Origin of the sequence: Tropicibacter naphthalenivorans, assembly GCF_900176475.1 — a bacterium.
GTDB classification, from domain to species: Bacteria; Pseudomonadota; Alphaproteobacteria; order Rhodobacterales; family Rhodobacteraceae; genus Tropicibacter; species Tropicibacter naphthalenivorans.
In genome coordinates, this window is sequence record NZ_FWXX01000006.1 from 197,787 (window position 1) to 216,190 (window position 18,404).

Sequence of the window (18,404 nt, forward strand, 5' to 3'; positions counted from 1 at the left end):
TCGGGGTTGGCCTTTTAGCTTTCGGTGATGTGGTCCAGTTGTGGAGCCATGGTGCACCAGCGCTCTTCGACGGCGACCCAGTGCACATCCCCAGAGGTGGCGGCAATCACCACCCGATCGGGCGCGGCGTCCACAAGGTCGATGGGCAGCAGGTTCAAGAACAGGGCAAAGGCTTCGACGGACAGGCACATGGCGTGCTCCTTTTCAGGTTCGCTGCGTCCCCCCTATGCGCAGAATGGTGCCCTTAACCCTACGCGCAAATCCTAAACAAAGCTTTCCCGACCGCGCGCCGCCCCGTCATGCGCGCCTGTTTCCTGGGCAAATCCCCCAGAAAACAAAAAAGGCGCCGCAAAAATGGGCGCCTTTCCGTCGTTTTATGCAGGTCGGCTTAGCTGCCTGCGCGTTTGAACACCACGACCAGCGTGCGCCAGAAAATCCACGCTTCCAGTGCAAAGCTGGCGTTCTCGATGTAGTGCAGGTCTGCGGCGACCTTGCGACGGGTGGCCTCGACGCCTTCGATGTAGCCCAGTTCGGTCTGCGCATAGCCGCTGATGCCGGGACGGACATCGTGGCGTTCGCGGTAGCCGGGAATCTCTTCGATGTAATGCAGCGCGTGATCATAGTAGTCGGGGCGCGGGCCGATCAGGCTCATGTCGCCCTTGAGAACGTTAAGAACCTGCGGCAGCTCATCGATGCGGCTTTTCCGCAAAAAGCCGCCCAGCGGGGTGATGCGGTCGACCTCCAGCGGGCAATCCGCCGAGCGCTGAACCTTTTCCACCGCGCGCATCGAGCGGAACTTGATCGCGTTGAAGGCTTTTGTATCTCGCCCCATCCGAGGCTGAACAAAAAAGAGTTTTCCCTTATTTGCAAACGGGTTAACGATCAGCAGCGCGATCCCAAACAGTAGAACCAGCGGTAAAAGAGCGAGACCGACAACGATGTCAAAAGTTCTTTTTGCGACGCGAAATCCAAAAGATCCTCCGCGCGGCGCTGTGTCAAAAATAGGGGTGCTGTGATCGGTGGTGTCGAACGAGGTTGTGTTAACCATTTGTGACGTTACCTTCAACGCTTAAGAATTGATTAATGTAAAACCGAGATGCCGCCAAAGCCCCCTGCAAGTCAAGGCGTGGAAATGCTGCAACTGCGAAACCCAGCAAATTTGGGCACATTTTTGCCACTTTTTTTATGGAGCAAGGCCCGGTTTCCCGGGATGATTGTGTTCCGCCAAACCTATGGCAGAGGAAAGGGCTGGGTCGCGACTCGGGCCGTTGCGACGGATTGGCCATAAAACCCCATGTACAAAGGCGTGCGCGGGTGCTAGGAAGGCAGCTTGGCGCGCCCTGCGCCCCCTTTTTTCTGCCGCGCAGCATGTGCGCCTGCCCCGAACGGACCCCATTCATGATTCAAACGATCGCCGACGCGCTGGCCGAGCGCGGCTATGACACTCTCACAGACGTCCAACAGGCCGTGTCCAACCCCGAGCTAGACGGCAAGGATCTGCTGGTGTCGGCGCAGACCGGATCGGGCAAGACCGTGGGCTTTGGCCTTGCGATCGCCAAGACGCTGCTGGGCGACGAAGAGAAACTGGGCTTTGCCGCAGCGCCTCTGGCGCTGGTCGTGGCGCCGACGCGCGAGCTGGCCTTTCAGGTGATGCGCGAGCTGGGCTGGCTTTATGCCAAGGCGGGCGCGCGCATGGCATCCTGCATCGGCGGGATGGACGCGCGCGATGAACGCCGGGCGCTGGAACGCGGCGCGCATATCGTTGTCGGCACGCCGGGCCGTCTGCGCGACCACATCCAGCGCGGCACGCTGGACCTCAGCAGCATCCGCGCCATCGTGCTGGACGAAGCGGACGAGATGCTGGACCTCGGCTTTCGCGAAGACCTTGAGTTTATGCTCGATGAGGCCCCCGAAGAGCGCCGCACCCTGCTGTTCTCGGCCACCGTGCCGCCGATGATCGCCAAGCTGGCGCAGCAGTACCAAAAGGACGCCGAGCGCGTCACCACCCTCTCGGGCAAGACCCAGCACGCAGACATTGAATACCACGCGGTCAAGGTGGCCTTTCATGACAGCGAAAACGCCGTCATCAACCTGCTGCGCTATCACGAGGCGGAAAACGCCATCGTCTTCGCCAACACCCGCGCGGCGGTGAACCACCTGACGGCGCGTCTGTCCAACCGGGGTTTCCGCGTGGTCTGCCTGTCCGGTGAGCTGTCCCAGACCGAACGCACCCATGCGCTGCAAGCCATGCGCGACGGGCGGGCGCGGGTCTGCGTGGCCACCGATGTGGCTGCGCGCGGCATCGACCTGCCGAACCTCAACCTCGTGATCCACGCCGATTTGCCCAAGAACCAGGAGGCGCTGCTTCACCGCTCTGGCCGCACCGGCCGCGCCGGGCGCAAGGGCATTTCCGCCCTGATCGTGACCCCGAAACTGGCGTCCAAGGCCGACCGTCTGCTGAAATTCTCCAAGATCACCGCCGAGTGGATCACGCCCCCCACCGCCGATGAGATCCTGCGTCAGGACGAAGAGCGCCTGTTGAACGACGAGCTTTGGTCGCAGGAGATGACCGACGACCAGCGCGCCTTTGCCGCGCGCCTGCTGGAAACCCGCTCGCCCGAGGAAATCGCGGCGGCCTGCCTGCGGCTGTTCCGCGCCGGGCAGTCCGCGCCCGAAGAGCTGAGCGACCCCGATGCGCGCACCCCTCGGGCGGAACGCAAGCCCTTTGGCCCGTCCAAGTGGGTCGCATTGTCCGTAGGCCGCGACGACAAGGCAGAGCCGCGCTGGCTGCTGCCGCTGATCTTGCGCGCGACCGGCATTTCCAAGGACGCTCTGGGCGCGATCCGCGTGCAGAACAGCGAGACTTTTGTTGAGCTGCTTGAAGAGAAGATGCCCGAGGTTCTGGCCCGCGTCCCCGATGGCGGCGAGCTGGAAGACGGCGTGATGATGCGCGTTCTGGACGCCGCGCCCGACCTGCCGCGCGGCCCTGCCAAGGGCGCCACGCAGGGCAACAAGCGCTTTGACAAGCCCCGTGGCGAGAAATCTTGGGGCGATAAGCCGCGCGGCGACCGTCCGCAGCGCGACGGCAAGCCCGATTGGAAAGACAAGCCGCGCAAACCCCGCCCCGATGGCGAGGCGCAGCGCTCGCTTGGCGGTTCGGACAAGCCGCGCGGTGAAAAGGCGTGGGGGGACAAGCCCCGCAGCGATAAACCGCGTGGGGACAAGCCCGGTGGTGGCAAGCCTTGGGGCGATAAACCCCGCGGCGACAAGCCCTTTAACAAGGACCGCTCGGACGACCGCCCCTATAAGCCCAAGGGCGACAAGCCTGCTTACAAGGGCAAATCCGACGCCCCGCGCGGCGACAAACCCTACAAGGGCAAGCCCTCGGGGGATAAACCGTTCAAGGGTAAACCATCAGGTGACAAGCCGTTCGGCAAAGGCAAACCCTCTGGCGACAAACCTTTTGGCAAGGGCAAACCGGGTGAGAAACCCAAGCCCAAGCCCAAGTTCAACAAGGCGGCGGACACCTCCAAGCGCTTTACCGCCCCCGGCAAACCGGGCAAGCCCGGCCCCAAAGGGAAACCGCGCCCCGGTGGCATGGACGCCCCCCGGCGCAAGCCGTAACCGTAACAAAGGCAACGATAATTCACTCAGGCGCGCCCCACCCGGCGCGCCTTTTTGTTGCGCCTATAGCACCGCCACGGACACGTTGCTGGCCCCTGCCCCGCGCTGGGTCACGCGGACCTGCACCGGGATGCGATCCTTCATCGCTTCGACGTGGCTGATTACGCCGATGGTGCGCCCCTGCGCCTGAAGCGCCTCCAGCGCGTCCATCGCCACATCAAGGCTCTCGGCATCCAGCGCGCCAAAGCCTTCGTCGATGAACAGCGTATCGGCCAAACCGCCCCGGCTGCCCATCTGCGACAGCGCCAAAGCCAGCGACAGCGACACAAGGAACCGCTCGCCGCCCGACAGCGAGCGGGTCGAGCGCTGCTCGTCCCCCATGTCGCGGTCGACGATGTGCAAGGACAGATCCGCCCCGCCCTGCGCCAACCGATAGCGCGGTTTCAGGCTTTCGAGATGCAGGTTGGCGCGCTCGACCAGCATGGCCAGCGTCACGCTTTGGGCGACGCGCGCGAATTTGTCACCCTGACGAGAGCCGATGGCGTCGTTGACCGCCGCCCAGACCTGTTCGTGGGCGCGGGCCTCTTTGATCTGCGCCTCGATCCCGCGCAGTTGCGCGCGCAAGGCATCGTCCTGCGTCAGCCGTTCCTGCAAGGCGCCGCGCTGTGCGTCAAGATCGCTGAGCTGCGCATCGGCCTGCTCGAGCTGCGACTTGAGGGTTGCGGCATCCTCTTCGGGCAAGCCCTTTGCCTCTAGCGCGGCCACATCCTTTTGCCGGGCCTCATGGCTCGAGACTGCGCGCAAATGCGCATCTTCAAGCGCCTTGAGCTTGGCCCGAAGCGCGTCCAACTGCCCGCTGTCTGCGATCAATTGCGCCAGGGTATCAAGCGACAAATCGGCGGCGGTGGCCTTGGTGGTCAGATCGGCCTGCGCGGCTTGTCGGTCTTTGCTCGCCTGCGTGGCGGCACGCTGACAAGCGGTCAGATGGGCCTTGGCGGCGCTCAGCGCACTGCGGGCCTGCGCCAAGGCATCGGCGCTGCTGTCCTTGGCGGTTTGCGCCTGCGTGCGTGCGGTGTTGTGGCGCGTTCGGTGGGTGTCGGTGGGCTCGCCGTCCAACAGAGCGGCACGCTCTGTTTGTTGCTGCGCCAACTTGGCGGCGCGAGTGTCGGCGACCTGGCCAAGACGCGTGGCATTTTCGGCGGCAGAGCGCGCCTGCGCCTGCGCGGCGCTCAGCTGTGGGGCGAGATTTTTCAGAGCGATTTCAGCCTCTTGCTGCGCCTTGAGGCGCGCGCTGACCTGCTCAATCCGGTCAGATAACCGCGCCTGCGCCTCGGTGCCGAACCCGTCCGGCTGGAGTTGCATCGCCGCAAAGATCGGCGTCAGATCGGTCTCGGCGGCCGCGCGTTGCTGGGCCGCATGGCGGGCGGACTGCTCGGCCACACCAAGCGTGGTGCGCAACTCGGCCAGCGCCTCGGCCTGCGCTTCACGGGCCGCGCGGCGCTGCTCCAACCGCTGTCGGATCGCTTGGGCGGCGGTCTGATTGCGGTCCAATTGGCTGCGCTGCGCCTCGCGCTGAGCCAGCTGATCGGCGAGTTGCAAGCGCTCTGCCTCCAGCGTTTCAGCAGCCTGTGTCAGCGGCAAAATTGCCCAGTCCGGCGCAGCGGGCAAGCTCGCCTCTGCGCCCCGCGCCTGCGTGTAGCTGTCGGTCGCTGCCTGCATCGCGGCTTGCGCAGTGGCGCAGGTTTCCTGCGCCTGCGTCATCGCCAAGCGCGCCGCATCGCCTGCCCGCGCGGCGGTGTCCTGCGCCCGCAGCGCGGTGTCCCGTTCTGTACGGGCAGTGTCCAACGCTGTGCGCATGTCCTGCGCGAACGCCGCCAAGGCATCATCCGCCAGACTGGGGTGCTCTGTCGCGCCGCACACCGGACAAGGACAATCGGGTTCAAGGTGCGCGCGCAACTGCTGGGCCAGCTCCGACACGGCGGCCTCGGCGCGCTGTGCTGGCGCTTCGAGAGCCGCAACCCGCTGCGCTGCGGCATCGGCGGCCGCCTGATGAGCGCGCGCTTCGGCGTCAGCGTTGGCCTCTGCCTCGGTTTGTGCCGCCAAACGCCCTGCGGCCTTTGCATGTTGGGCCTTGGCGCTGTCATAATCCCGCGCCGCGCGGCGCATTTCTTGGACGGCGCTAAGCTTGGCGAGCACGGCCTCCAGCCGCGTCTGCGGGCTACGGTCGGTGTTCAACGCGGCCTGAGCGTCGGTGATCGCCTGCTCTAGCCCGCTCAGCTTGGCCCGGTCCTGCGGCGTTTGCGCGTCCAGTTGCGCAAGGGCTGTCTGTGCCTGCGTGATTTGATGACGCGCCTCCGCCGCCTGCCCCACGGCGGTCTGCTCGGCCAAGGCAAGGTCCGCGCAAGAGGCCAGCTGCCGCTGCACGTCGGGCCAGCGATCCACCCAACGCGCGGCGTCCGGCACGCGCGCCAAGGCCGCCCCCGCCGCCGCAAGGGCGGTTTCGGCGGTTTCCTTTTGCCCGTTCAGGTCAGAGACGGATTGTTGCACCTGCGCGGCGGCCTCCTCTGCCTCAAGCTGGGCCGCGCGTGCATCCTGAACCTCTTGCTGGGCGGTCAGGATGGCTTGGTCAAGCTGGGTCGCTTGCGTCCAGATCGGCCCAAAGGCCTTGAACACGCGTTCCGTTTCCTCCCACGCCGCGACCGCGTCCGAAGCACGGGTCTGGGCGGTTTCGACCTCTGCGGACAGGCGCAAGTGATCGGCCTGGGCCTGTGTTTCGGCCTCTGTCGCCTCTTTCAGCGTGCGCTGCGTCGCGGCAAAGCGATCAAACTCGGACCGCAGCGACAGGGCCGTTTCCAGCTGGGCCAATTGCGCGCGCTCTGGCGCGGCCTGTTCCAATGCCTCTGCCGCGTGCTGTGCGGCCTCGGACGCTTGGGCCAAGGCGGTGCGCGCGTTTTCCAGATCCACATGCGACTGCAATTTCGCCGCACTTTCAGCGCGTTGCGCCCTAGACTGCGCGATCTGAGGTGCCAAGGCTGCCGCGTCCTGCACCAAAGTCTCGCGGGCCTCATCGGTCAAAATCGGAACCGTGCCACATTGCGCCTCTAGCGTGGTGACCGCCGCCAGTGCCTTTTGGTGCAGGGCATAAACGCGGCGGGAAATCAGGCGATAGACCTCGGTGCCGGTGACCTTTTCCAGCAGCGCCGCGCGCTCGGTTGTGCCCGCCCGGAGGAAGGCGTCAAAGTCCCCCTGCGCGAGCAAGACCGTGCGGCGAAACTCGTCATAGGTCAGGCCGGTCAGCGCGGTCACCCGGTCGTTCACCGCCTTGATCTGGCTTTCCAAGACCGTGCCGTCGGCCACGCGGGTCAGACTGCGGTCGATGCTTTGCAGCCGCCCGTCCGCCTTGCCGCGCGCCCTCCGCGCCGCCCATGTCGCGCAGTAGGTCTCTGCGTCCGGGGCGACGAATGTGACCTCGGCCCAGCCCTGCGCCGCCCCCCGCCGCAGGATCGCCCGCGCGTCAGACGATTTGATCGTCTCGCCGCTGGCGTCGGGCACGTCGTCGTTGACCCCCGCGCTCGAAAGCCGCGGGCAGTTGCCATAAAGCGCAAGGCACATGGCGTCGAGGATCGTCGATTTGCCCGCCCCCGTCTCGCCTGTAATGGCGAAGAGGCCCGCGGAATGCAGCGGTTCCGCCGTCAGGTCGAGGACAAAGGCGTCCGACAGGCTGGCGAGGTTTTCGCCCTTGATCTGAAGGATTTGCATGGCTTAGCCCTCCTCTGCCAAGGCATCGCGGAAGGCGGCGATATGCGCGGGTTCGGGTGCAAGGCCGTTGGCGGCCTCGAAAGCCGTGCGGAAAAGGTCTTCGGGCGTGGTTTCGGCCAGCGACACCGGCGCAGGGGTCTGCGTTACCTCGGTCGCGGGGCGGTGCACGCGGATGCCCGCGGGGCGGACGGGGGCGTCTGACAGCAGCCGTTCGGCCTCGGTCATCAGCACGGCGGCAGAGCCGGTCGCGGTCAGCTCCACGTAGACGAAGGGGCGCAGATCGGCGGGAACATCAGGCAAATCAAGGGCTTGCAGGGCCGCGCCCAGATCGGACACCTCCATCGTGCCACGCTCTGGCAGGCGCAACATCGGCGCGGGGCGGGGCATGGGCAGATGGGTCTTGGTGATCTCGTCCCCGACCTCGATCAGCGTCACGCCATGCTCATAGCCCGCCTCGGTGGCGGACAGCGGAAAACACGAGCCGGAGTAGCGGATGCGCCCGCCGGCCAGATTTTGCGGACGGTGCAAATGCCCAAGCGCTACGTAGTCAAAGGCCTGCGGGAAAATATCCTCGGGGACCGCGTGTTCGCCGCCGATCAGGATGCGCCGCTCGGCCCCGTCGCTCTCGGTCGCGCCGTGGCAATGCAGGTGCCCCATGGCGAGGATCGGCAGGCCATCCGCCAGCGCCAAAGCGCCTTTGGCCATTTCGGCGTGGAACCGGCGCGCGGCCTCAACGATGGGCGAGCCCGCGCCGTTTTCGGCAAAGCTCAGCCCCGGCAGGTCAGCAGCGCGCAAAAACGGGATCGCGCAGGCATAGGCGCGCACCGCGCCGCTGGCATCGGGCAGCGGGACCATGTGGCGCGCCACGTCCAAAGCGCCCTCGGACCGCCGCACCGTCGCCACCACATGCACATCGAGGCTGTCAAGAATGGCGGCGGGCGCCTCGAGCCGCGCTGCGGGGTCATGGTTGCCCGCTGTTATCACCGTCACCAGACCGGGCCGCCGGGTCTTGAACCCGCGCAAGGCCTGATACAGCAGCTTTTGCGAGACCCCCGACGGGTTTATCCCGTCAAACACATCCCCCGCAATCAGCAAAACGTCGATCTGATGCGCCTCTAGAACGTCTTCCAAAGCCTTTAGCCAAGCGCGATGCTCGGCCTCGCGGCTCCACCCGTTGAGGGTCTGGCCGATGTGCCAATCGGCGGTGTGCAAAACGCGTAACGTCATCAAGAAAACCGTTCCAGTGTTCTGGCATGTGATAGCGCGCCGCGCGCCGGGATGCACGCCCCGGATGTGTCAGGTGATGTCGTCCAGCATCGCCAGAAAGTTGCGCAAGGTCGGCGTGTCATCCTGTCGCCGCCACACGACGCCCGTCTCCAGCTGCGGCGCGTCCCCCGCCAGCGTCAGGTAACACACCCCGGCCCGCGCGAGGTTGCGCAAGGACGCAGGCACCAGGGCAATGCCCATCCCGGCGGACACCAGAGAGATGATCGTCTGCATCTGGATGGCGTTTTGCACGATCTGCGCCGCCCCGCCATGGGCCGCGTAATAGCCTGTCACCAAATCATAAAACAGCGGCGCGACGTGTCGCGGAAAGACAATGAGCGGCGAAGCCACCACCTGCGCCGCTGTCACCTGCCCCGCCACCGGGGTCAAACGCCCCTCGGCCAGCCAGCTTTCCGGTACGGCGGCGACCAAGGGTTCAGACGCCAGACAGCGATAGGCAAACCGCTCCGGCAGGCTCGCCTCTTGCGGCGGGATGATGATCCCCACCTGCCCGCGCCCCTCTACCATTGCGGCGATCTGCCGGTCGCTGGTCGCCTCGGTCAAGGACAGCTCAACCTGCGGGTAAAGCTGGCGAAAGCGCGCCACCAGCGTCGGCAAAATGCTGTAATCGGCGGTGCTGACAAAGGACAGCTCCAGCCGCCCGGCGCGCCCTTGGCGGATGCTGTCCGCCGTCTCGGGCAGGGCATCCACCGCCGCCACCGCCTGCGCCACATGCGGCAACCACTGCGCGCCAAAGGCCGTCAGGGCCACGCTGCGCCGCGTCCGGTCGAACAAGGGCGCACCCAGCTGCGCCTCGAGCGCCTTGATCGACTGCGACAGCGGCGGCTGGGTCATCCCCAACTGCTCGGCGGCGCGGCCAAAGTGCAAACTCTCGGCCAAGGCAAGGAAATGCCGCAGCGGGCGCAGGTCCATCACTTAGTCCCTCAGGCTATCAATCCGCCCAGAATAATATATTTCACTCTGGCAAACCACCGCTATAAGGTGCGCCAAATTTCACTCCGGGAGGGCATCCATGCCTCGTTATCGTTCCAGAACCAGCACCCATGGCCGCAACATGGCAGGCGCACGCGGCCTGTGGCGCGCCACCGGCATGACCGACGAAGACTTTGGCAAGCCGATCATCGCCATCGTCAACTCTTTCACCCAATTCGTGCCCGGTCACGTCCACCTCAAGGATCTCGGCCAGATGGTCGCCCGCGAGGTTGAGGCCGCAGGCGGTGTGGCCAAGGAATTCAACACCATCGCCGTGGATGACGGCATCGCCATGGGCCACGACGGGATGCTCTACTCGCTGCCCTCGCGTGAGATCATCGCCGACAGCGTCGAATACATGGTCAACGCCCATTGCGCCGACGCCATGGTCTGCATTTCCAACTGTGACAAGATCACGCCGGGGATGCTGATGGCCGCCATGCGCCTGAATATCCCGGTGATTTTCGTCTCGGGTGGGCCGATGGAAGCAGGCAAGATCGACCTCGCCGATCTTGACGTGAAAAAGGTCGACCTCGTCGACGCCATGGTCGCCGCCGCCTCGGAAACCTACACCGACGAGCAGGTCCAGCACATCGAGGAAAACGCCTGCCCGACCTGCGGGTCGTGCTCGGGGATGTTCACCGCCAACTCGATGAACTGCTTGGCCGAAGCGCTTGGCCTCGCCCTGCCCGGCAACGGCTCGACGCTGGCAACCCACGCCGACCGCAAAAACCTGTTCCTCGAAGCGGGCCGCAAGATCGTCGAGATCACCAAGCGTCACTACAACGACGAAGAAGCGGGCCTTCTGCCGCGCGAAATCGCCACCTTTGAAGCGTTCGAAAACGCCATGTCGCTCGACATCGCCATGGGCGGGTCCACCAACACCGTGCTGCACCTGCTGGCCATCGCCCGCGAGGGCGAGGTGAACTTCACCATGGATGACATCGACCGCCTCTCGCGCAAGGTGCCCTGCCTGTGCAAGGTCGCGCCGAACATCGAAAACGTCCACATGGAGGACGTGCACCGCGCCGGCGGCATCTTCTCGATCCTGGGCGAACTCAGCCGCGCGGGCCTCTTGCACAACGACTGCGCCACGGTCCACTCCAGCACCATGGCCGAGGCGATCGGCAAATGGGACATCAAGGTCGCCAACAACCCCGAGGCGGAACAGCTGTTCAAAGCGGCCCCCGGCGGCGTGCGCACCACGCAGGCCTTCTCGACCGAGAACCGCTATAAAGACCTCGACACCGACCGCGCAGGCGGCGTCATCCGCTCCAAGGACCACGCTTTCAGCCAGGACGGCGGCCTCGCCGTGCTCTTCGGCAACATCGCCGAGGAAGGCTGCATCGTGAAAACCGCGGGCGTCGATGCCTCGATCCTCAAGTTCACCGGCACGGCGCATGTTTGCGAAAGCCAGGACGCCGCGGTCAGCGACATCCTCACCGGCAAAGTCAAGGAAGGCGACGTGGTGGTCATCCGCTACGAAGGCCCCAAGGGCGGCCCCGGCATGCAGGAAATGCTCTACCCGACCTCGTATCTCAAATCCAAAGGTCTGGGCAAAGCCTGCGCGCTGCTCACCGACGGGCGTTTCTCGGGCGGCACCTCGGGCCTGTCCATCGGCCACGTCTCCCCTGAGGCGGCCGAAGGCGGCACCATTGGTTTGGTGGAAAAAGGCGACAAGATCGAAATCGACATCCCCAACCGCAAAATCCACCTCGCCGTGGACGATGCCGTGCTCGCCGCCCGCCGCGCCGCCCGCGACGAAAAAGGCTGGCAGCCCGAGGAGCAGCGCAAACGCCAAGTCTCCACCGCACTGCAAGCCTACGCCGCCCTGACCACCTCGGCGGCAAAAGGCGCGGTCCGCGACGTCACCCAACTCAAAAAGTAACCTACAAAACCAAAGGCCACCGCAAATCCACTGCGGTGGCCTTCCCATCTTCTTCTCTTTAAAAATATCCTGGGGAGCGCGAGGGGCGAGCCCCTCGCCCTTTCCTCACACAGCCAAACTCTCGGCCTCGCGCACGACCTCACAGCGCAGCGGCAAATCCGCAGCCGAGAACCCGACTTCCACGGAAAACGCCCCGGCCTCGACGCGCCAACCCCCGGCCTCCACGTCATAAAACGCAAAATCCCGCGCGCTCAGCGTCAGGGTCACATCGGCGCTCTCACCCGCCTCCAGCCGGACCTTGCGGAACGCCTTCAGCTCGCGCGTGGGCCGCGCCACGCTGGCCTCCAAATCGCCGACGTAGACCTGCACCACGCTCGCCCCCGCGCGCGCGCCGGTGTTGGTCACAGTGACCGTTACCTCCTCACCCATGACCCGCAAGTTGCTGATTTCAAACGTCGTATATCCCAAACCATGGCCAAACGGGAACAAGGGCAGCGTCCCCTGCCGGTCGTAATGGCGATAGCCGATGAACACGCCTTCCTCATAGCGCACGCGGCCATCGAGGCCCGGATAAACCTCCGGATCCTGCGAGCGCGTCGGGTTGTCCGCCCACCGCACCGGAAAGGTCTGGGGCAAGCGCCCGCCCGGCTCAACCTCGCCGAACAGCACATCACCAATGGCGTTGCCGCACTCTTGGCCCGGATACCACGCCTGCAACACGGCGGGCGCGTCCGCGATCCAGGGCATCTCTACGGGCCCGCCGGTCTGCAAGACCACCACCGTGTTGGGGTTCGCCGCCAGCACCGCCGAGACCAGCGCGTCCTGCGCGCCGGGCAAGGCGATGTCTTGCAGGTCCGACCCTTCGGTATCCCACTCGCCCGACCGTCCAACGAAGACCAACGCGACGTCCGCTTCGCTCGCCACGCGCGCCGCCTCGGCGATCTCCGCCTCCCCCAAAGGCCGCGATACGCCAAACCGGAAAGCGCTGAATTGCAGATTGTCGGTGGGCTTGGTGCGGAAGTCCATCACCACCTCCACCGGCCTGCCCGCTGTCAGATCAGCCAGCCCCGTGACCTCGTCGCAGCCTTCCTCGAAAAAGGTGCGCCCCTTGGTCCAGCCGTCCCACACATCGACCACCAACTGCCCGTCCACAAACAGCCGCGCCAGCCCCGCCGCGTGCAGACCAAAGCTGTGCGGCCCGCTCTGTTCAGGCGTGTACTGCCCCGTCACCCGCGCCGAGAAGTGCAGCGGATCAACCTTGCCGCCGCCCACACCTTCGATCCAGAAGGCGACGGAACTGTCCATCTCCTCCACGTGCACCGGGGCGCCGTCCAGCGTCTCGTTGTCGAAAAACGCCGCCGTGACCTTGTCCATGACCGGTTCCCAACGGTGGTTGGTGCAGCCCTGCGCGTAGGTCAGGCGATCTTCGCCAACGCGGGCCACCAGCCCCTCCCAGGGCGAGACGCGGTAATGCGGATTCAGCTGCGCCGAGCCGCCGCCCATGATCTGCGCAACCTTGGCGTTCGGGCCGATGACGGCGATCTTTTGCGGCGCATCCAGCGGCAGGACGCCCTCGTTTTTCATCAAAACCGCCCCCTCGGCCCCGGCCCGCCGGATCAGCGCGCGGTGCTCGGGTCGGTCCTCAGCCCGCTCCTCGAAAGCGCGGTGATCGTCCAGCGAGCCCACCCGCTGCATCAATCGCAGCATGTTCAGCGCGCGCTCGCGCACGGTTTCGCGGCTGACCTCGCCCGCCTCGACCGCGTCGATCAGCTGCTGACCGCGGTCGCGCGTCGGCCCCGGCATCTCCAGATCCAGCCCCGCGTTCACCGTCGGCGCGCAGGTCCGAGAGCCGAACCAATCGGACATGACAATCCCGTCATAGCCCCAGTCCTCGCGCAGCACCTTCGTCAAAAGCCAAGCATTCTCAGCGGCATAAGTGCCATTGAGCTTGTTATAAGACGACATCACCCCCCAAGTGCCCGCCTTTTTCACCGCATCCTCAAAGGGGCGCAGGTAAACCTCTCGCAAGGACCGCTCGTCAATTTCCGAGCTGATCGTGGTGCGCTCAATCTCAGATTCATTGCCCGCGAAATGTTTGATCGTGGCGGATACGCCCTTGGCCTGAAGCCCTTGGATATACCCAACGGCCAGCGCCGCCGCCAATTCAGGGTCCTCCGAGTAACACTCGAAATTGCGCCCATTGGTGACGCTGCGGTGGATGTTCACCGTCGGCGCAAGGCTCACATGGGCGTTCTTTGACTTGACCTCATCGGCCAGCGCGCCGCCGATCTCGCGCGCCAAGTCCGGGTCCCATGTCGCGCCGATCCCGATTCCCGCCGGAAAGCACGCCGCCGTGACCCCCCCCACCAACGAGCCACCGCCGCGCGCGCCATTCGGCCCGTCCGTGACGCGCAGCTTACCGATGTTCAGCCGCTCCACACCGGGCAACGACCAAAAGCCACTCCCCGACAGCAGGCTCACCTGCTCTTCCAGCGTCAGCTCATCCACCAGTGTCTCAATGTCTTGGGTCGTCATGGCGCCACTCTCCCTTTGGCTATGTCCAAAGTGGTAGCCCGCCTGTTAGCGTATGACAAACGGCAAATGCGCCTAGGGCTGGCGTAGGATGACAGGGATATCCGAGGCGCGCGCGCCGTTGCCCAGATCGACCGCCGCCTGCCAGATCGCTGCCGCGCGCTGGCGGGGCGTTGCACGGGCCATGGGCTGCGTGCCATCCAGCAAGGTGACCGCCGCGTCCCATTTCGCCCCCGGCAGATCGCGCCATTCCACGTCCAGATGCTTGGCCGAATGTTCGAACAGATGCCGCAGCGCGCGGGCGGGCAGCGTCGTCGCAAGCGCCACATCGGGCCGCCACTCGGCCTCTTCGGCAGCCAAAGGGCCGTTCAACGCACTGAGCGCAATCGCAATCTCGCGCGCCTGATAGCTGACCTCGGCGATCACATGGCGGCGCGTCTGGCCGGGGCGTAGACTATCGCCCCACAGCTCGGCATCGCTGAGTTCATTCAGCTTGCGCGCAAAATAGGCCGTCCCGCGCCGCGCCAAAAGCAGGTCGTCATGTGGGGCGGCGTCCGCATCATAGCGCGCCCCCGCCCCCTGCCGCGCCCGCAATGCTTCGCGCGCGGCAGCGTCGTCGGTGCTCATGCCCCCGCGACCTGCGTGCGCATAAAGTGCAACCGCTCCATGATCGGCGCGTCGGAAAAGCGGAACAGATCGAACTGCGTCTCCGCCTGCAAAGACCAAGACACCCAAGACGGCACGACAAACAAATCGCCCTTCTCCAGCTTTTTGACTTCGCCGTTCAGCACCACCGAACCGCTGCCTTCGAACACCTGGAACACGCTCGAGCCGACCTCTTGCCGCGCCGCCGTCTCGGTCCCTGCGCGCAGGCGGTGGAACTCGCAGCGGATCGTCGGCATCACGTCGCCGCCGGTCGTCGGGTTGGTATAGCGGATCGCCGCATGGCCCAAAGCCACCGTCGCCGGGTTTCCCTCATCCTCCAGCAACAGCTGCTGAGTCAGCGCATTATCCGTGTGTTCCCAACGGTATGCGCCTATGGGCGACGACACCGTATCCTGCAACTGCGACAACGGCCGCAGCCCCGGATGGCACCACAGCCGCTCGCCTTGGCTGTAATTCGGCGTGGCATTGTCGGTCACCCGCTCGGCCCCGAATTCAAAGAATCCAACGTCCATCTGCTGGCTGAACGGAATATCAAGGCCATCAATCCACGCCATCGGCTCTGTCGCCACATTGTGATGCCCGTGAAAGTTCCACCCCGGCGTCAGCAGCAAATCGCCCCGCGACATGCGCACCGGATCGCCGTTCACCACGGTCCAGACGCCCTCGCCCTCGACCACAAAGCGGAACGCGTTCTGCGAATGGCGATGCTCGGGCGCGTTCTCACCGGGGCACAGATACTGGATCGCGCACCACAGCGTGGGCGAGACATAAGCCTTTCCCCCCAGCCCCGGGTTTGCCAGACCTATCGCCCGCCGCTCCCCGCCGCGCCCCACGGGAACCAGATCGCCAGACCGCTCGGCCAAGGGCAACAGGTCCGACCATTTCCACACATGCGGCACGGCCCTGGACTTGGGATGCACCGGCATCAGATCGCCGGTCTGCGTCCACAGCGGGTTCAGGTGGCTGTCCTCGAACCCTTTATACAGCGCGCGCAGTTCCGGCGTGTCCTCGGGTTGCATGGCGTTGTCCATCGGTCTCTCCTTCCCTGCGACTTGCGCTCTCAAACGCCCCGCGCGCGCCTAAACGCACGGGGCAAGCTTTGTCAGGCGCGCGGCCCGATCGTGGTGGTGCAGGTCCCCAGACCCTCAACCTCCACCACGCAAACGTCCCCCTCGACCAGCGGACCAACCCCCGCCGGCGTACCCGTCATGATCAGATCGCCCGGGCGCAGCTCCATCGACTGCGACAGGATCGAGATGATCTCGGGGATCGACCAGATCAGCTCGGACAGATCGGCATCCTGCTTGACCTCACCATTCACCGTCAGCTTGATCGACCCCTTGGACGGATGCCCCACCTTCGACACCGGATGCACCGCCGCCACCGGGGCCGAACGGTCAAAGCCCTTGCCCAAATCCCAGGGCCGCCCCTGCTCCCGCGCCTTCAACTGCAAATCGCGGCGCGTCAGGTCGTTGCCCACCGCATAACCCCACACATGATCCAGCGCGCGCTCTTCGGGAATATTCACCCCGCCCGTGCCGATCACCGCAACCAGCTCGGCCTCATAGTGAAAATTCTCGGTCTGCGGCGGGTACGGAATCGTCGCCCCGTCCTCGACAACCGCATCCGCAGGCTTGAGGAAAAAGAACGGCGGATCACGATCCGGGTCCTTGCCCATCTCCCGCGCGTGCGCCGCATAATTGCGCCCAATGCAGAAAATCCGCCGCACGGGAATGCGATCGTCGCTGTCCACAATCGCCACCGTCGGCGTCGGAGCCGCGTCAAAAGCCAAAGCCATCCAAGTCTTCCTTCCGGTCAAGCAGGCACGAAAACCTGCGGTCTTCTTCTCTTTACAAATATCCAAAATCCGAGAGCTCTCAGCCCTCGAGTCCATTCGAACCATAGAGCCAGTTCAGCTGGTTGTACCAATCGTCCGGCGACATGCCCTTCATCACATGGTTGCGCACCGCCGCCTTGGCGTCATCGGGGTGATAGATGTATTCACCAATCAGCCGCGAATTCATCTGCACCCGCGCCGTGCGTACCCGCCGCATATCCTGATAGCGCTGCAACATGTCTTCGACATTTTCGCCAAAGTTCTCAACGCAATGCGACAGCGCCACCGCGTCCTCCATCGCCATACACGCGCCCTGCGCAAAGTATTGCAGCATCGGATGCGCACTGTCCCCAAGCAGCGCCACACGCCCGTCCACCCAGTTCGAGATCGGCTCGCGGTCACACAGCACCCACAGCTTCCAGTTGTCGCCGTGCTCGATGATCTGCCGCGCCTTGGGGTGGATATGTTCAAAGCCCTGTGCCACTTCCTCCTTTGACACAGGGCGCCCCGCGATCGCCTCCTGAACATCGCGGTGGTAGGTCACAACAAGGTTGTACACCTTGCCCCCCTTGAGGGGGTAATGCACGATATGACACTTCGGCCCGGCCCAGAGCGTCGCCGCGTTCCAGCGCAGATCCTCGGGCATTTGCTCGGTCGGAATGACGCTGCGATAGGTCGTGTGCCCGGAAATCCGCGGCTCGCCGTCGCCCACCAGCTGCGCACGAATGGGCGAACGCAGACCTTCGGCGCCGATCAGGAACTTGCCCTTGATCGGGTCGCGGTCCTGCACCAACAGCGTCGCGCTGCTTTCGTCCTGTTCGTAACCCGTCACCACGTGGCTGGTGCGAATATCGACCAAGGGGCTCGCCTCGCAATATTTCAGCAAAACCCCGTGCAGATCCGCCCGGTGCACCACCGCATAGGGGTTGCCGTAGAACTTGCGGAACGGCTCATCCAGCGGAATATGCGTAATATCTTCAGCGGTTTGCGCATCCATCAGGCGCAGAGCATCGATATAGACGGCGACCGCGCGCGCCTCGTCCCCGACCCCCAGATAGTCAAAGCAATGGAACGCGTTCGGCCCGATCTGGATGCCTGCGCCGATCTCGCCCAGTTGCGGCGCTTGTTCCACCACGATGGACCGCTGCCCCTTGCGCGCAAGGCCGCAAGCCGCCGCCAGACCGCCGATACCGCCCCCGGCAATGATGATAGGAAGATCAGACATCCGTTGCTCCTCTTCATGCGGCCCGCAGCCGTCCCGGCTGAGCCTCCCCCGCAGAAATTGTATGTGTGCATATTAGTAGGCGGGGGATGCAGCTTTGGTCAACGAAAAAGATGAGTGTACAAATTAACCCCTGTAAGATACTGAAAATGCGTAGTCTCAGCCAGAAAGGAGGCGCAAGATGACCCTGAACACCATGCCCGGACACTTGATTCGCCGCCTCCACCAACACTCGACCCAAGTGTTTCAACAACGGATGAAGGCTGCTGGTCTCGACCTCACGCCGGTGCAATTTGCCGCCATGGGCGCAGTCAAGGACACCCCCGGCATCGACCAAGCCAGCATCGCCGCCGCCATCGCCTATGACCGCGCGACCATTGGCGGAGTGATCGACCGGCTGATCTCCAAGGGGTGGGTGGCGCGCAATGTCTCGAAACGCGACCGGCGGGCGCGCGAGGTGTTCCTGACCGACAAAGGCGCGCAGGTCTTTGCCGAAGTTCTGCCGCTGGTCGCCGCCTTGCAGGACGACGTGCTGACGGGTCTGTCCGACGCGGAAAGGGCGCAATTCTGCGCCCTCGCCCAAAAGGTCTCTGACGCCTTCGAGGCGGGTTAAGCCC

Annotated in this window: 13 protein-coding genes; 3 read left to right on the forward strand and 10 right to left on the reverse strand. The window is 64.8% G+C overall.

Annotated elements, in window-relative coordinates:
* Nucleotides 1-14 precede the first annotated feature (14 nt).
* Together B9A11_RS21635 and B9A11_RS14120 are read right to left on the reverse strand one after the other, a co-directional pair.
* Nucleotides 15-191, reverse strand: coding sequence for a hypothetical protein (locus B9A11_RS21635; RefSeq protein ID WP_058248683.1), 177 nt, complete (start codon nucleotides 189-191; stop codon nucleotides 15-17).
* A gap of 197 nt (nucleotides 192-388) precedes the next feature.
* Entirely contained in the window at nucleotides 389-1,048 is a 660-nt protein-coding gene (locus B9A11_RS14120; protein WP_083499902.1) for a sugar transferase, read from the reverse strand.
* A gap of 350 nt (nucleotides 1,049-1,398) precedes the next feature.
* On the opposite strand from B9A11_RS14120, the gene B9A11_RS14125 reads away from it, so the two are divergent.
* Nucleotides 1,399-3,624 carry a DEAD/DEAH box helicase gene (locus B9A11_RS14125; protein WP_058248684.1) on the forward strand — a complete coding sequence of 742 codons (2,226 nt, stop codon included), beginning with the start codon at nucleotides 1,399-1,401 and terminating at the stop codon, nucleotides 3,622-3,624.
* A gap of 63 nt (nucleotides 3,625-3,687) precedes the next feature.
* On the opposite strand, the gene B9A11_RS14130 is transcribed toward B9A11_RS14125, so the two are convergent.
* From B9A11_RS14130 to B9A11_RS14140, 3 genes are all read right to left on the reverse strand, one after another.
* Complete coding sequence (locus B9A11_RS14130; protein WP_058248685.1) at nucleotides 3,688-7,383, reverse strand: AAA family ATPase; 3,696 nt, start codon at nucleotides 7,381-7,383, stop codon at nucleotides 3,688-3,690.
* 3 nt (nucleotides 7,384-7,386) lie between these two features.
* Nucleotides 7,387-8,610, reverse strand: coding sequence for an exonuclease SbcCD subunit D (locus B9A11_RS14135; RefSeq protein ID WP_058248686.1), 1,224 nt, complete (start codon nucleotides 8,608-8,610; stop codon nucleotides 7,387-7,389).
* A 69-nt stretch (nucleotides 8,611-8,679) separates the two neighbouring features.
* Complete coding sequence (locus B9A11_RS14140; RefSeq protein ID WP_058248687.1) at nucleotides 8,680-9,582, reverse strand: LysR family transcriptional regulator; 903 nt, start codon at nucleotides 9,580-9,582, stop codon at nucleotides 8,680-8,682.
* Nucleotides 9,583-9,682: 100 nt separating this feature from the next.
* On the opposite strand from B9A11_RS14140, the gene ilvD reads away from it, so the two are divergent.
* Nucleotides 9,683-11,530: a dihydroxy-acid dehydratase gene (ilvD, locus tag B9A11_RS14145; RefSeq protein WP_058248688.1), complete on the forward strand. Its 1,848-nt coding sequence runs from the start codon at nucleotides 9,683-9,685 to the stop codon at nucleotides 11,528-11,530.
* Nucleotides 11,531-11,635: 105 nt separating this feature from the next.
* On the opposite strand, the gene B9A11_RS14150 is transcribed toward ilvD, so the two are convergent.
* From B9A11_RS14150 to B9A11_RS14170, 5 genes are all read right to left on the reverse strand, one after another.
* Nucleotides 11,636-14,065, reverse strand: a complete 2,430-nt coding sequence (locus tag B9A11_RS14150; RefSeq protein ID WP_058248689.1) for a beta-glucosidase — start codon at nucleotides 14,063-14,065, stop codon at nucleotides 11,636-11,638.
* Between the two features lie 72 nt (nucleotides 14,066-14,137).
* Nucleotides 14,138-14,689 carry a maleylpyruvate isomerase N-terminal domain-containing protein gene (locus tag B9A11_RS14155; RefSeq protein ID WP_058248690.1) on the reverse strand — a complete coding sequence of 184 codons (552 nt, stop codon included), beginning with the start codon at nucleotides 14,687-14,689 and terminating at the stop codon, nucleotides 14,138-14,140.
* On the reverse strand, nucleotides 14,686-15,759 hold the full coding sequence (locus B9A11_RS14160; protein ID WP_058248691.1) for a cupin domain-containing protein: 1,074 nt from the start codon (nucleotides 15,757-15,759) through the stop codon (nucleotides 14,686-14,688). The genes B9A11_RS14155 and B9A11_RS14160 overlap by 4 nt, the downstream gene beginning before the upstream one ends.
* Nucleotides 15,760-15,830: 71 nt before the next feature.
* Nucleotides 15,831-16,526, reverse strand: a complete 696-nt coding sequence (locus B9A11_RS14165; RefSeq protein WP_058248692.1) for a fumarylacetoacetate hydrolase family protein — start codon at nucleotides 16,524-16,526, stop codon at nucleotides 15,831-15,833.
* A gap of 79 nt (nucleotides 16,527-16,605) precedes the next feature.
* The gene (locus tag B9A11_RS14170; RefSeq protein ID WP_058248693.1) at nucleotides 16,606-17,790 is read right to left on the reverse strand and encodes a 3-hydroxybenzoate 6-monooxygenase; all 1,185 of its coding nucleotides are present in this window, start codon (nucleotides 17,788-17,790) and stop codon (nucleotides 16,606-16,608) included.
* A 178-nt stretch (nucleotides 17,791-17,968) separates the two neighbouring features.
* Between B9A11_RS14170 and B9A11_RS14175 the strand changes: the two genes are divergently transcribed.
* The gene (locus B9A11_RS14175) at nucleotides 17,969-18,400 is read left to right on the forward strand and encodes a MarR family winged helix-turn-helix transcriptional regulator (protein WP_058248694.1); all 432 of its coding nucleotides are present in this window, start codon (nucleotides 17,969-17,971) and stop codon (nucleotides 18,398-18,400) included.
* Nucleotides 18,401-18,404: the final 4 nt, after the last annotated feature.